General features: G+C 47.6%; 12 protein-coding genes. 6 read left to right on the top strand and 6 right to left on the bottom strand.

Features of this window, described 5'->3' with window-relative positions:
- Positions 1-20: 20 nt before the first annotated feature.
- The 3 genes from SBG_RS11650 to SBG_RS11640 are packed head-to-tail and all read right to left on the bottom strand — an operon-like array spanning position 21 to position 1,736.
- Positions 21-221: a YpfN family protein gene (locus SBG_RS11650; protein WP_000383839.1), complete on the bottom strand. Its 201-nt coding sequence runs from the start codon at positions 219-221 to the stop codon at positions 21-23.
- 27 nt (positions 222-248) lie between these two features.
- Entirely contained in the window at positions 249-1,376 is a 1,128-nt protein-coding gene (gene dapE / locus SBG_RS11645; protein ID WP_001277819.1) for a succinyl-diaminopimelate desuccinylase, read from the bottom strand.
- Between the two features lie 3 nt (positions 1,377-1,379).
- A complete protein-coding gene (locus SBG_RS11640) occupies positions 1,380-1,736 on the bottom strand; it encodes an ArsC family reductase (protein ID WP_000631931.1) in 357 nt (118 codons plus the stop codon).
- 412 nt (positions 1,737-2,148) lie between these two features.
- Between SBG_RS11640 and ypfM the strand changes: the two genes are divergently transcribed.
- A complete protein-coding gene (gene ypfM / locus SBG_RS22630) occupies positions 2,149-2,208 on the top strand; it encodes a protein YpfM (RefSeq protein ID WP_001386977.1) in 60 nt (19 codons plus the stop codon).
- Positions 2,209-2,307: 99 nt separating this feature from the next.
- Here the strand turns inward: ypfM and acrD are convergent, their stop codons facing one another.
- A complete protein-coding gene (gene acrD / locus SBG_RS11635; protein WP_001263057.1) occupies positions 2,308-5,421 on the bottom strand; it encodes a multidrug efflux RND transporter permease AcrD in 3,114 nt (1,037 codons plus the stop codon).
- A 184-nt stretch (positions 5,422-5,605) separates the two neighbouring features.
- Positions 5,606-7,306, bottom strand: coding sequence for a nitrate/nitrite two-component system sensor histidine kinase NarQ (narQ, locus tag SBG_RS11630; RefSeq protein WP_000216807.1), 1,701 nt, complete (start codon positions 7,304-7,306; stop codon positions 5,606-5,608).
- A gap of 185 nt (positions 7,307-7,491) precedes the next feature.
- Between narQ and aegA the strand changes: the two genes are divergently transcribed.
- The 5 genes from aegA (at position 7,492) to SBG_RS11610 (ending at position 12,872) form a co-directional block, all read left to right on the top strand.
- Complete coding sequence (gene aegA / locus SBG_RS11625; protein WP_001078916.1) at positions 7,492-9,453, top strand: formate-dependent uric acid utilization protein AegA; 1,962 nt, start codon at positions 7,492-7,494, stop codon at positions 9,451-9,453.
- Positions 9,454-9,658: 205 nt separating this feature from the next.
- Entirely contained in the window at positions 9,659-9,796 is a 138-nt protein-coding gene (locus SBG_RS22830) for a hypothetical protein (RefSeq protein ID WP_020844897.1), read from the top strand.
- Positions 9,797-10,150: 354 nt separating this feature from the next.
- Positions 10,151-10,438: a hypothetical protein gene (locus SBG_RS11620; protein ID WP_000458470.1), complete on the top strand. Its 288-nt coding sequence runs from the start codon at positions 10,151-10,153 to the stop codon at positions 10,436-10,438.
- A gap of 156 nt (positions 10,439-10,594) precedes the next feature.
- Positions 10,595-12,463, top strand: a complete 1,869-nt coding sequence (locus SBG_RS22960) for a PAAR domain-containing protein (RefSeq protein WP_015702959.1) — start codon at positions 10,595-10,597, stop codon at positions 12,461-12,463.
- Complete coding sequence (locus SBG_RS11610; protein WP_024135082.1) at positions 12,435-12,872, top strand: hypothetical protein; 438 nt, start codon at positions 12,435-12,437, stop codon at positions 12,870-12,872. The genes SBG_RS22960 and SBG_RS11610 overlap by 29 nt, the downstream gene beginning before the upstream one ends.
- Positions 12,873-12,906: 34 nt before the next feature.
- Here the strand turns inward: SBG_RS11610 and pbp4b are convergent, their stop codons facing one another.
- Entirely contained in the window at positions 12,907-14,208 is a 1,302-nt protein-coding gene (gene pbp4b, locus SBG_RS11605; protein WP_000843106.1) for a penicillin binding protein PBP4B, read from the bottom strand.
- Between the last annotated feature and the right edge of the window lie 17 nt (positions 14,209-14,225).

Raw genomic sequence — 14,225 nt, 5'->3', positions numbered from 1 at the left:
CTTTCCGGCATGTTATCAGCTTACTTTTTCGGCTGATCCTTCTTCGGCCAGTCGTCTTCATCATCCCACTTATCATTAAAATCACGATGTGGGGGCAACTCAGGTTTATTGGCCAGGAATTTCTTATGGTCGATACGCTTGAGATCTTTGATCACATTCAGCAGTACGCCTACCAGAAATACCAGAACCAAAATCCACCAATATTTTGCCAGCCAGTCCATGCTTATTTCCTCTTACAGGAACGCTCATCAGGCGACGAGTTGTTCCATAATACGTTGATACATACGGGCCAGTAGCTGGAGATCGGCGGCATTCACACATTCATTAATTTTATGAATCGTGGCGTTTACCGGCCCCAGTTCTACCACCTGTGCTCCCATACGAGCGATAAAACGTCCGTCAGACGTACCGCCCGTCGTCAGTAATTGCGGTTTAATTTCATTATAGTGCTCAATAGCATTCACCACCGCGTCCACCAGCTTGCCGCGCGCGGTCAGGAACGGCTGACCGGAAAGCCACCAGTCTACGGTATAGCGTAGCTGATACTTCTCAAGCAGCGCATGGACCTGATCTTTGATCATTTGATCGGTCAGTTCCGTGCTGAAACGAAAGTTAAACTGCACGAACAGTTCACCGGGAATGACGTTATTGCTGCCGGTGCCTGCCTGGATATTGGCTACCTGCATACTGGTGGCCGGGAAAAAGTCATTGCCGCGATCCCATTCAATGGCGACCAGTTCATGGAGAAAAGGCGCGGCGCGATGAACGGGGTTGTCCGCCAGATGCGGATACGCGACGTGTCCCTGAACGCCATGAATAGTGAGGTTGCAGGTAAGTGAGCCACGACGCCCATTTTTGACGACATCGCCCACAATTTCAGTACTGGAAGGTTCGCCAACCAGACAGTAATCCAGCCGCTCGTTACGGGCCATCAGCGCCTCAACCACCTTTACAGTGCCATTTTTCGCGCTGGCTTCTTCATCAGAAGTAATCAAAAATGCCAGGCGACCGCGGTGATGAGGATGCTGCGCGACAAAACGCTCAGCTGCCACCACCATGGCCGCCAGTGAACCTTTCATATCCGCCGCGCCGCGACCAAACAGCATTCCATCGCGAATCGTAGGCTCAAACGGTGGGTTGATCCAGCGATCGACATCGCCTGCTGGCACGACATCAGTATGCCCGGCGAATGCCAGTGTTTCACCACGTCCACGCCATGCCCAAAAGTTTTGCGTGTCGCCAAAATCCATGTGCTCAATGGTAAAACCAATTTTACGCAGGCGATCAATCATTAATGCCTGGCAGCCTGCGTCATCCGGACTCAGGGAGGGGCGACGAATAAGTTGCTGTGTCAGCTCAATAACCGGGCACGACATAGACTACACCTCATCAAAAAACTGCTGATAACGGGATTCACTGAAACCAAGCAGCATAGGCTTCCCGGGCGCACAGAGCAATGGGCGTTTAATGATTGCCGGCTGTTCAACCAGTAAGGCGGCGGCGGAGTCGGCATCGGTAATCCTGCTGCGGGCGGCTTCATCCAGCTTGCGCCATGTTGTGCCGCGTGTATTCAGTAAAGGCTGCCAGCCGAGTTCGGCAATAAAGGTGTTAATCAGAGAGAGGTCTATTCCATCCAGGCGGTAGTCGTGAAAACGATAATCAATGCCTTGCTCCTCCAGCCAGCGGCGCGCTTTTTTGATAGTGTCGCAATTTTTAATGCCATAGAGGGTAATCATATTGAATCCTTTAACGCAAAATTCGAATAAATAATCAATGGTATCGTCTGCGGGATAATTAAGTATGGCCGTGAATGGTTATTTACCCAACACTGGCTGGAGCTCAATATAACATTGTTCAGTAAATGTGAATAATGTTTCTAAAACGTTCCAGAAAGAGCTATTTATGATTTATTGAATGAATCACATTTCTCAAGCATGCAACTGACTGTTTTTTATTCGTATTTGTAAGAGTAGTAGAAAAGGTATTAATGTTGCTAAATATTGCAGTAAGTCACATAAAATTTATAGCTTCAGCGCCATAGTAATATCATAAACAGCATGACCGGAGGATATCGCAACAATCGGTTAAATGAACTTCTCTCTATACTGCCAGCAACGTAGAATACTCATAATAATAAGAGAGGTTAATATGATTGAACGTGAACTGGGGAACTGGAAAGATTTTATCGAAGTTATGCTTCGTAAATAAACGTCTGGAAGGCACTACGATCCCATAGGGATAAAAAAGGCGACTCAACGAAAGTCGCCTTTTTCGTGCCTGATATTGCCAGCCAGGCATTCAACTCTCTTACTCCGGGCGCGGCTTCAGCGGGAAACGGCGGCGCACCAGCACGAAGAACAGCGGTACAAAGAAGATAGCCAGTACCGTTGCGGAGATCATTCCCCCCATCACGCCGGTTCCCACAGCATGTTGGCTACCCGATCCTGCGCCGTTACTGGTCGCCATCGGCAATACGCCGAAGATAAACGCCAGAGATGTCATCAGTATCGGGCGCAGTCGCTGACGGCTGGCGTGCAGCGTGGCATCTAAAAGATCGTGCCCCTTCTGATTCATTTCATTGGCGAATTCCACAATCAGGATGGCGTTTTTCGCTGAAAGGCCGATAACGGTCAACAATCCCACCTGGAAGTAAACATCGTTTTCCAGTCCACGCATCCAGGTGGCGAGCAGCGCGCCAATGACGCCAAGCGGCACAACCAGCATTACTGAGAAGGGCACCGACCAGCTTTCATACAATGCCGCCAGACACAAGAAGACCACTAATAGCGAGATGGCGTACAGTGCAGGCGCCTGTGCGCCGGAGAGCCGTTCCTGGTAAGACATGGCCGTCCATTCCAGGCCAAAGCCGCCCGGTAGCTGGTGTACTAACGACTCCATAATGTCCATAGCCGTACCGGTACTGACGCCCGGTGCGGCCTCCCCGACAATTTCTACCGCCGAATAGCCGTTATAACGCTCCAGACGTGGTGATCCGGTTTCCCAGCGCGAGGTGGCGAAGGCAGAGAATGGCACCATGCCGCCGTCTTTATTGCGGACGTACCAGAGGTTAATGTCATCCGGCAGCATACGGTATTTTGCCGCCGCCTGAACATAAACCTTTTTCACGCGGCCCCGGTCCATAAAGTCGTTGACGTAACTCGACCCCCAGGCCGTTTGCAGGGTGTCGTTGATATCGTCAATCGATACGCCAAGCGCCTGTGCTTTACGCTGATCGATATCAATTTGTAACTGTGGGCTATCGTCCAGACCATTATGGCGTACGCGGGTCAATGCGCTATTTTTCCCGGCAAGTTCAATGAGTTGGTCTCGTGCCGCCATCAGTGCGTCATGACCTGCTCCGGCGTGATCCTGCAACTCCATATCAAACCCGGCGGAGCTGCCCAGACCGCTGATGGCCGGCGGACTGCTGGCGAAGACGCGAGCTTCTTTAATCTGATTAAATGCTTTTGTCGCGCGTTCAATAATGGCGAACGAGCTACCGGTGGTAGGATCGCGCGCATCCCAGTCTTTTAAGCGGATAAACATACGCGCGACGTTTTGCCCATTCCCGCCAGGCCCGGAGCCTACCGTCGAGAAGACCGACATAATGTTGTCTTTCTCATGGGTGAAATAATAGTTTTCAACTTTTTCAACCACTTTCAACGTCTGCTGCTGCGTAGAACCGCTCGGTAGCTGGATGGAGGTGGTAAACATGCCGCGGTCTTCCTGCGGCAGGAAGGAGGTAGGGAGGCGCAGAAACAGGAACACCATGCCACCGAGCAGTAGAACATAAATCAGGATCCAGCGCAGGCTACGATGCAAAATTTTTGCCACGCCTTTCTCATAGCGTTCGGCATTACGATTGAAGGTACGGTTAAACCAGCCGAAAAAACCGGTTTGTCCGTGCAGCTCGCCTTTATGCAGCGGTTTTAACAACGTTGAGCACAGCGCCGGCGTCAGAATCATAGCGACCAGGACGGAAAGCACCATCGCTGAGACAATGGTAATAGAAAACTGGCGATAAATAGCGCCGGTTGTGCCGCCAAAGAACGCCATCGGCACGAATACCGCAGAAAGCACCATCGCGATGCCGACCAGCGCGCCCTGGATTTGCCCCATGGACTTGCGCGTCGCTTCACGCGGCGTGAGGCCTTCTTCGCTCATGATACGTTCGACGTTTTCCACCACCACGATGGCGTCATCGACCAATAGCCCGATCGCCAGCACCATGGCAAACATCGTTAACGTGTTAATACTGTAGCCGAACGCATAAAGCACGGAGAAGGTGCCCATCAATACGACGGGTACAGCGATGGTTGGGATAAGCGTGGCGCGGAAGTTTTGCAGGAACAGATACATCACCAGGAAAACCAGCGCGATGGCTTCCAGCAATGTTTTGACCACGTCGATAATCGATGCTTTGACAAAGGAGGTGGTTTCATACGCGATTTTGTATTCCAGACCGTGAGGGAAGTACTGCGCCAGCTCGTTAAGTCGATCCAGCACCAGCTTCGCGGTTGCCATTTCATTCGCGCCTGAGGCCAGCTTAACGCCGAGGCCGGAGGCCGGATTGCCGTTAAAACGGCTGAGGTAGTCATATTTTTCCGCCCCCAGCTCCACGGTGGCGACATCGCCCAGTTTTACCTCGGAACCATCCTGATTAACGCGCAGGGTGATATCGCGAAATTGTTGCGGCGTTTGCAGCAGAGACTGCGCATTAATGGTGGCGTTCAGCGCCTGCTTGTCGACCGAAGGCGTACCGCCAAGCTGCCCGACGGCGATTTGCGCATTCTGCGACTCGATCGCGTCGGTCACGTCTTTAGCGGTCATCTGAAAACTGTTTAATTTGGCCGGATCGAGCCAGATACGCATAGAGTACTGGGAACCATAGGCGTCAATATCGCCCACGCCGTTAACGCGACTGAGCGGGTCCTGAATATTACTGGCGACGTAGTCGGCAATATCCTGCTTGTCCATAGAGCCGTCGGTAGAAACGAAGGCGATAGTCAAAATGTTGGTATCGCCCGTTTTACGGACCGTCACGCCCTGATCCTGGACCGCTTGCGGCAGTTTGCGCATTGCGGATTGCAGCTGGTTTTGCACCTGCTGAACCGCCTCATCAGGGTCAGTACCTGCAATAAAGCTCAGCGTGATGGTCGCCTGTCCGGTTCCGCTGCTTTGTGATGACATGTACATCAGATTATCGAGACCTGTCATATTCTGCTCAATAACCTGCGTTACCGTATTTTCCAGCGTTTGCGCCGACGCTCCCGGATAGTTAGCGGTAATACGTACGTTGGGCGGTGCCAGATCGGGATATTGTTCAACGGGTAATGAAAAAATGGCTAATGCTCCTGTCAGACACAACAGGATAGCCAGCACCCAGGCAAAGATGGGGCGATCGATAAAAAAATTCGCCATTAAAGGGAAACCTCGTGTTTCTACGTATCGTTATAGGTATGACCTGCTTCACTGTAGCGGCAAGCTACGAGCCAAACGTGGAGAAATAAAGGAGATAATGTAAATTATCATGCGCTTTTACAGCATACTTTTTGTGTCAACGCCGGAAAACCTGATATCAGGCCTTCCGGCGCTTTGCCATTCTTTACGTTAACTGACTCTCCTCATCGCTTGAGGAGCGAAAACTGATGCTGACAAGCGTGCCGCCGCCGGAAGGCTGCGAAAAATTTAGCGTGCCGCCAAGCCGCTCCGCGCGCTCGCGCATAATGTTCAGACCATAATGCCCGACAGGCTCATGCGGCTCGCCGATACCAATGCCATTATCACGAATATAAACAGTATGGTCGCCATCAGGCGCAGTGACACAACTTACTGCGATTTCTGTTGCGTTGGCGTGTTTAATCGCGTTCAGTACCGCTTCACGCACAATTTGTAATAAATGCACTTGCATTTGCGCATCCAGCGCCAGCGTGGGTAAACGGCAATCCAGCGTGAGTTTGGCCGGGGTCTGGCTCTGTAAGTCTTCCAGCATTTCGTGGAGTGCGCAGGGCAAATCGGCTTGCTGCAGCGTCAGACGGAACGTAGTGAGCAGCTCACGAAGTTGACGGTAGGCGTCGTTCAGTGCTCTTGAGAAATCCGCCATGATGCTTTGCGCGCAGGCGTTATCTTCTGGAATGGCGCGCTTTAAAAGGGTTAACTGAATGCGTAAATAAGAAAGTACCTGTGCCAACGAGTCGTGCAGTTCACGAGCAATCGTCGCGCGTTCTTCCATTAATAAAAGCTGCTGGAAGTGTTTTTGCGCCTGATTAAAGTACAGACCGCGGCCCAGCATCGTGGAAACGCTGTTCAATAGCGGCGTGGAGGCATGAGTATTGGGGCTTTGCCAGCGAAGTTCGCCATAGACCGTATCCTGCATCGTAACCGGCAGGATTTGCACCGGCAGATCGGGGCTTTGCATGCCTTCGCTAATCCGCCAGTTATCGCCCACGGTTAACTCCAGGTACCAGGCAGCGTCATGTTCACGGACGATTTGCAGAATATGACGAAAACAGTGGACATCGATTTGGCTGGTATTCAGCGCCTGAGAGCACTGGTATAACACCTCCAGACGGCGGTGAGCTTCATGAAGATCGTGCGTTTTTTCCTCCACCGAGGCTTCCAGCGAACGGTAAAGTTTATGTAGCTCGCTCGACATTTGGCTAAACGTCTTCGCCAGTAAACCCAGCTCATTGGGTAAACTGGTATCCAGCGGCAGTAGGTCAAACTGACCGTGTTCAATACGTTGACTGGCAGTCACCAGTTGATTGAGCGGGCGAACGACCTGCTGGCGAATACGCCGTAGGGTAAAAAAGACCAACGTAAATATGCCGATACCGCCCGCCAGTGAAATGGCGACGACCAGCATGACTTTACGCTCAGCGTAATGCTGTAACGCCAGAACGAAGAGATCAATCTGATCGACGTAACTGTTGATATTCGCCTGATACCAGGTGATATCGCCGTTCTGTAGGCGAGTATTCATCTCCAGCCAGTTTGCGTGCAGGTGCGCATAGCGATTTTTTACCGCCTGCGGCACATACCAGGCGTTGAGATTTTGCAGTACTGGCGAATTTAGCGCGTGCTGGAAAAGCTGACGATGCGCATTAATCTGCGGGCTACGACTTTGCAGATCGTAACCCAGCCGATAGCTCTGCATCCGCAGCGAACCGGCAATATTGATCGCCTCGGCATCCCGTAAACTGCTGGTTAGCGTCAGTAATGCGCTACCAGTGGACAAAATAGACAACAGCACAATATAGAAAAAAGCCTTAGCCAGACTGGCCGAGACCGGGCGTTTAACCGTCACACTGGTACTCCCCACAATTAACTGAACCGCAATTTCATTGGTTATGAAATAAATTGATCTGCCACAGGTTCTGGATAGATAGTTGTGCTTTCTGGGCAAATGAACATTGCCGACCCCGCCTTCGTCAGTTAATAACAATGCTCGTATAAAGAATAAGGTTTTTGTAACCAAAACAGAAGGACGCCATGAATCGTTTTATTATGGCCAATAGCCAGCAGTGCCTGGGATGCCACGCCTGCGAGGTCGCCTGCGTAATGGCCCACAATGATGAGCGGCATGTACTGACACCAGAGCGCTATCAGCCCCGAATTACCGTCATCAAACATCAGCATCAGCGCAGCGCGGTAACATGCCATCATTGTGAAGATGCGCCCTGTGCCCGTAGCTGTCCGAACGGCGCCATCCGTCATATTAACGACAGCATACAGGTCAATGCGCAGCAGTGTATCGGCTGTAAATCCTGCGTTATTGCCTGCCCGTTCGGTACCATGCAGATAGTATTAACCCCTGTTGCGCCGAATCAGCTTAAAGCCAGCGCGCATAAATGCGATCTATGTCAGGGGCGTGAAAATGGCCCCGCCTGTGTGGAGAATTGCCCGGCGGATGCGCTGCAACTGGTCACTGAAGCGTCGTTAACCCGTCTTGCTAAAGCGCGGCGGTTGCGTTCCGCTCGTCAGGAGAGTCATCCCTGGCATACCGTTGATATGGAACGCCGTCCGGCGAAGAGAAGCAAAGCCGAGCGTATGCAGGCAACGCCGCCGCGCGGCGAACCGGATAAGCTGGCGATTGAGGCGCGTAAAATCACCTTTGACGAAATTTATTTGCCGTTTCGCACAGTACAGGCAGAGCATGAAGCGGCACGTTGCCTTACGTGCGGCGAACATAGTATCTGCGAATGGACTTGTCCGTTGCATAATCATATTCCCCAGTGGATCGAACTGGTGAAAGCCGGTGATATTGATGCGGCGGTGGAGCTTTCTCACCAGACTAACTGTCTGCCGGAAATTACCGGGCGCGTCTGTCCACAGGACAGGCTATGCGAAGGCGCATGTACGCTCCGTGATGAGTATGGCGCAGTGACCATCGGTAATATTGAACGCTATATCTCCGATCGTGCTCTGAGCAAAGGCTGGCGTCCTGACTTATCGGCTGTACAGAAGATTGACAAGCGCGTGGCGATTATCGGTGCGGGGCCGGCGGGGCTGGCCTGCGCGGACGTACTGGCGCGTAATGGCGTAAGCGCCACCGTCTACGATCGTCATCCGGAAATCGGCGGTTTGCTGACGTTTGGTATTCCGGCTTTCAAACTGGATAAATCTCTGCTGGCGCGTCGTCGGGAGATTTTTAGCGCAATGGGGATTCACTTCGAACTCAACTGCGACGTGGGGAAAGATATTTCGCTCGGGACGCTGCTGGAGAGCTATGATGCCGTGTTTGTCGGTGTGGGAACCTACCGATCTATGAAGGCTGATTTGCCGAATGAAGATGCGCCGGGCGTGTATGATGCGTTGCCATTCCTTATCGCCAATACCAAACAGGTAATGGGGCTTCCGGCATCGCCTGAGGCGCCGTTTATCGATACTGCGGGCCTTAACGTGGTCGTGCTGGGCGGCGGTGATACCGCAATGGATTGTGTACGTACGGCGCTGCGTCAAGGTGCGGCAAACGTCACCTGCGCTTATCGCCGCGATGAGGCCAACATGCCGGGGGCGAAAAAAGAGGTGAAAAACGCGCGGGAAGAGGGCGCGCACTTTGAATTTAACGTTCAGCCGGTTGAACTGATGCTAAATGTGCAAGGGCGTGTCAGCGGTATTCGTTTTTTACGTACGCGGCTTGGCGAACCGGATAGCCAGGGGCGGCGGCGACCGGTTCCTGTCGCTGGCAGCGAGTTCGTCATGCCGGCGGATGCGGTCATTATGGCATTTGGTTTTCATCCGCACGATATGCCATGGCTGGAATCGCATGGCGTGAAGGTAGATAACCGGGGACGTATTGCCGCCAGTGTTGAAAGTGCGTTTCGTTACCAGACGTCTAACCCGAAAATTTTTGCCGGCGGCGATGCGGTACGTGGCGCCGATCTGGTGGTGACGGCGATGGCAGAAGGCCGACATGCCGCGCAAGGGATGCTCGACTGGTTTGGTAAATAATCGTATCTGTAGGCCGGTTAAGGCCTACATTGTTCAAAATTATTGACTATAATTTAATCGCAAATTAGCCATAACTCTATGATTTTATGGTTATTTAACAGTTGTGAAATCTCAAATACGTGCATACGATTTTACAGTAACAGCACTCACAACATCACCCGCTGTTATGCAGATTGTATGCAATCATTATGCAAAGGAGATCAACATGCGGTTAAATGATAGTGTTATTAAAAACCTTAAACTACCGACCAATCTTACTATGTTTTCAGAAACGACGGTACTCGCGGAACCGGGCGACCAGGGAGCAAGATGTTTCCTTCTGGTCGCTATCGGCTCCAGTTAGAGGGTAAACGTAACTTCAAAACATGAGGAAACTGGCCTCGCTACACACTTGATCAGGCAAGTCAGCGTTACGCCGAGCTAGCAGGGATGATGCACAAAGTAAGAAGTGAAAATTTCGTTAAAAAAATGCGCTATGGGACATTAAGAGAGTTATTTGTAGCCTTTATCGCATACAAAGAAAGAGAGGGACATAGATGCACAAAACATTGCTGGATCAACTAATCAAATGAAAGTTGAAAACTGGAAATGAAACAGCAAACGAAATCACACCCGCACAAGTCACGCAATGACTTCAAAGTTGGGCTAAAAATGGTTTTCTGGCACAATCTGATAAGATAAGAAAAAACTTTATGCAGTGTTCGCTTATGGAATAGTTGCTGACAATGATTCACCAGGAGCTTCTGTCGCAAATAGAATCGAATTCAACATCCCTCATAATCCAACAACTAACATTCAAAATGAGAAAGATATTGTTAATCAGAATGCAAATAAAAATATAGGTAAAAAACATTATGATAGATCCTATTATATCATTGAAGAACGTGAGGTAACAATAAAATGGAAGAAAGCAATGCAGAACCTGCTAACAAATGATGGGATTGCTGAGATTCAATTGATAATTGAAAAGGAACGAGAGCTTTAACACACCAGGCAAATGAATCACCTGCATGATATTTACATCCTGAATCTTCAATATGAAGATTCAAATTTTTTTTTGAGGTTTGAGAGTAGCATCACAATAAAAGCAATGAAAATAGTTTGATATCAAACTTTGACATTACATGTGAGAACTTAAATTATGCGCTTTTCTGATAAGCGTTCTGAAGGATTTTTATTATCGCCAGGAGATCGAACAAGTTGTGGCGGCTTTATAAAAAGGAGTAAGGAATGCCATACTATCGAAGGAATGGAAATAGTATATGAAATGGATGAATATGTATGCGGAGTTAATGGTAAAACATATAAAATAAGAGGTGGCGTACCGAAAGGTTCATGGATTGAAAGAGGGAAAAATTTATTTCGTCGAACAAGCGTAAGTTCCTGGGATAGTGATATTGACTCGGAGGGGCGAAAAGTAGAATCACCATCATCAAGGATAAAGCGACTCAAAGAAGAAACTTCTTTGTATAAGCGTCAACTCGATTATCTTCGGGGGGGTGAAAAAATAAATGAACATTGTAGGTTTCTCGGAAGTGCGGGGGGGACGATAAATCTCAGGAAAAAAATAATCGGTAACGATGAAAACGAAGATATATTTTCTCATAGGAATTCTAATTTCCTATTCCGGGAAAGAATAAGTAAAGATTTATACGATCATTACTTAATAATGGGACATGATATGTCTCAATATGAGACTGAAATTATCTGTTTACTGGCTGGTTCAGCACATAGCAGAGGTACATGTCCGTGCCAATGTCGATTTATACCCCATTTGAATATTACATACAGATATGATAATTATATTTTAGCACGCTATGAAGCAGCAAATAGGCCTCAAAATTCCACACCTCTGGCTCACACAACAAGACAAATTTCAGAGTCCAGGCAATCAGTTGAACCGGGCTTTTGTGTAGTACCAGAATTGACGACACCTAAATCATATGAATGTGAGTTAATGGTTAATCCACCATCAGGAGTAAAAGAGTTATATCATCAGTTGAATCCGGAAAAAAAGAAAAAACCAGGTTCAATCTTAGTTGTTGCTGATCCACTATCCAGGTCACCTGAAAAAATTGCGCAAATACAAACAGCAAGGGACAAAATTGATAAAGCACTTGAACCACTGACTAATGAGGAAGCTAAATTACTATATGAAAACAGAACCCCAATAGATATGTTTTCATCTAATATATACAGTGATGCTTTAGGACAAAGTGGGGATATTTTTGGTTATATAAAAGATGCTGGAGGAGGTTATTATGAAGAGATAAATAAAATACTAAATGAAATTCAGGAGCTTTATAAAAAAACATATAGCCAAAATTCTGGACGCATTTCTGGAGAGGAGTTTTTTGGTCAGCGAGAAAGATTGTTTAAACAGCTTGATGGTATTTTGAATAAATTTTCAAAAGAACAATTGAATTTAAAACAATACGAACAAATAAAACAAGCATTGGGTTTATCTACAAAATCCATTATGCATAAGTGGGATCAAACAGGTGTGAGAGATATTGAAGGTTATGCAAGTTACATAGAAAAATCTGCCAAACTGATGAAAGTAATGAGAACAACAGGCTATGTAGGTATTGGACTTGATTTTTCAAGTTATACAACTAACGTCTATGAGGCTTGCGCAAAGGGCCGAGAGAGCGAATGTAGAAAAGCGGCTATAATAGAATACAGCAAATTTGGTGGTAAACAAACAGCGAGTGCATTTGGAGGAATTGCTGGAGGGGCTATCGGAAGGAGCGCATGTATGTGGGTAATGGGACTACTCACATCAGAAGGTGGAGGTATTGGTGCTGGGTTGTGTTTAGTCGTGGGTATTGGTTCAGGTATTGCCGGGGGAAAAATTGTAGAAAGGTTTGGAGAAAATGCAGGTGAATCGTTGGGGAAAGTAATATACAACAAAATTGAAAATTCAGATGAGTTCATACATGATCCTGACACTTTCAATGAAGAGGCTGGTAGGCTTATATATGAAAAATTATTTAATGGAAAATTTTGAAAAAGTTAATGTAATCTTAATTACATTACTTATTTTTATACTTTTGATTCTAATTTTTATGTCATATGTTATTAACAGTGAAAATTATAAAAAAATAGTATCACTGTATGAGAATAAATTTGGTTGTCTTCCTCAAACAGCAAGAATGACAAAAGGAGCTAGTTTAATCGGTTCACCTGCTGTATATCATGCAAAGATCGGTTTTATTATGGGGAGCTTAATTTATCCCTATAATAGAGTTACAAATCATGATATGAGTATCGAGGCATATAATTTTATCAGAAACTTACCGGGGGAATTAACAATAGGTTTTAAAGTTGAAGCGGTATTTTGGTTGCTAGGTTTTATGGTATTTGCTTGTTTTGTATTTCTTAATATATTTTTTGGTCCTGATATTTTTAGTTTTTAATAAAAAGCCCTCCACTTAGAGGGCTTTAGCATATTTATTTTTTCAATGCGCCATATATCTGATCAACAATCCAGCCATACGTCGCCGCAGGTAATAACCCACTGACAAAAACGTTTGGATTCACTTTAGGATCTGCCACTGGCGAGTGTGGCCTGTTACCTAAAATCACGATAGCCATATGGTTAACCGGATCGATAGACGTTAGCGTTCCAGTCCATCCGGTATGACCATACGTTTCTGGACTGGCTAATACCCCAAACGTTGGCGTCATCGAGGCGTTGCTGTTTATGCGCCACCCTAAGCCAAAGGTAGCCTCTTCTGGCGAACGGCGAGTAAACTGTTCAACCGTTTTCTCATCGAAGAGCTTCACATTACCGTATCCGCCGCCATTGAGCATGACTTGCATTAACACAGCCATATCATGAGTGTTAGAAAAGAGTCCGGCGTGTCCTGATACGCCGCTCATCGAGTACCAGGCCTTTTCATCATGTGCCTGCCCCCATACTGTACTGGTGCGAATATTAGGGAAATGGATCTCGCCGTCACGTGTGTTGCCATTGAGTTCCGTTGCGGCGATTTGTGGCGGCGTGAACCCTTTCATTAGCGGGTTAAAGACGGTATGTTTTAATCCGAGCGGTTTATAAATCGTTGTTTCGACATAGCGATCTAATGGCATTGCCGTTACTGATTCAATGATAAAACCAAGAATCATATAATCCACATCGCTATAGATATGCTTCGACCCGGGGTGATATTCCAGCGGAGTCTTTTTAATCATCTCCAGCGTGGTGCTTTTATTTTGTGAGAATAATTTACCGGCTACGTTTGGATTGGGATATTGCGGGTCGGCGGGAAAGCCAGCTTCATGATGAAGAATGTCAATGATACGGAGCCTGTCTTTTCCCTTAATTTTATCACCAGGCGCATCCTTAAAACCGGGTATGTATTTTGATACTAAATCATTGGCATTGATTTTTCCTTCATACACCAGTTTTTGCAATGCAAAATTAGTGGCATACATTTTTGTATTTGACGCCAGGTCATACATCGTAGTTGTGGTTGCCAGAATGGGATCGGCTAACAGAGTCGATCCTTCATATTTTTTCGCATAGCCCCAGGCTTTTTGCATCACGATATGATTATCTTTGATCACCAGAAGATTAATACTGGGATATCCGGCATCAATTTGATTTTGGATCCAGCCATCAAGTCGGTTAAGTTTGTGGCTATCAAAACCCACCAGGTCAGGGCTGGCGGTGGTCAATACCGGATACTCAACGGCAAAAGCTGAAATGGAAAAAGTAAGTAACGCTACCGTAACGATAGTAGATTTCATCATTCTTTCCTCGGTCT

Origin of the sequence: Salmonella bongori NCTC 12419 (assembly GCF_000252995.1) — a bacterium.
GTDB lineage: Bacteria > Pseudomonadota > Gammaproteobacteria > Enterobacterales > Enterobacteriaceae > Salmonella > Salmonella bongori.
This window is presented reverse-complemented; position numbering and strand designations above follow the sequence as displayed.

Bases quoted from the DNA above. Each gene is read 5' to 3' on its own strand.
- SBG_RS11650 (WP_000383839.1), bottom strand. From the start codon at position 221: ATGGACTGGCTGGCAAAATATTGGTGGATTTTGGTTCTGGTATTTCTG.
- dapE (WP_001277819.1), bottom strand. From the start codon at position 1,376: ATGTCGTGCCCGGTTATTGAGCTGACACAGCAACTTATTCGTCGCCCC.
- SBG_RS11640 (WP_000631931.1), bottom strand. From the start codon at position 1,736: ATGATTACCCTCTATGGCATTAAAAATTGCGACACTATCAAAAAAGCG.
- acrD (WP_001263057.1), bottom strand. From the start codon at position 5,421: ATGGCGAATTTTTTTATCGATCGCCCCATCTTTGCCTGGGTGCTGGCT.
- aegA (WP_001078916.1), top strand. From the start codon at position 7,492: ATGAATCGTTTTATTATGGCCAATAGCCAGCAGTGCCTGGGATGCCAC.
- SBG_RS22830 (WP_020844897.1), top strand. From the start codon at position 9,659: ATGCGGTTAAATGATAGTGTTATTAAAAACCTTAAACTACCGACCAAT.
- SBG_RS22960 (WP_015702959.1), top strand. From the start codon at position 10,595: ATGCGCTTTTCTGATAAGCGTTCTGAAGGATTTTTATTATCGCCAGGA.
- SBG_RS11610 (WP_024135082.1), top strand. From the start codon at position 12,435: ATGAAAAATTATTTAATGGAAAATTTTGAAAAAGTTAATGTAATCTTA.
- pbp4b (WP_000843106.1), bottom strand. From the start codon at position 14,208: ATGAAATCTACTATCGTTACGGTAGCGTTACTTACTTTTTCCATTTCA.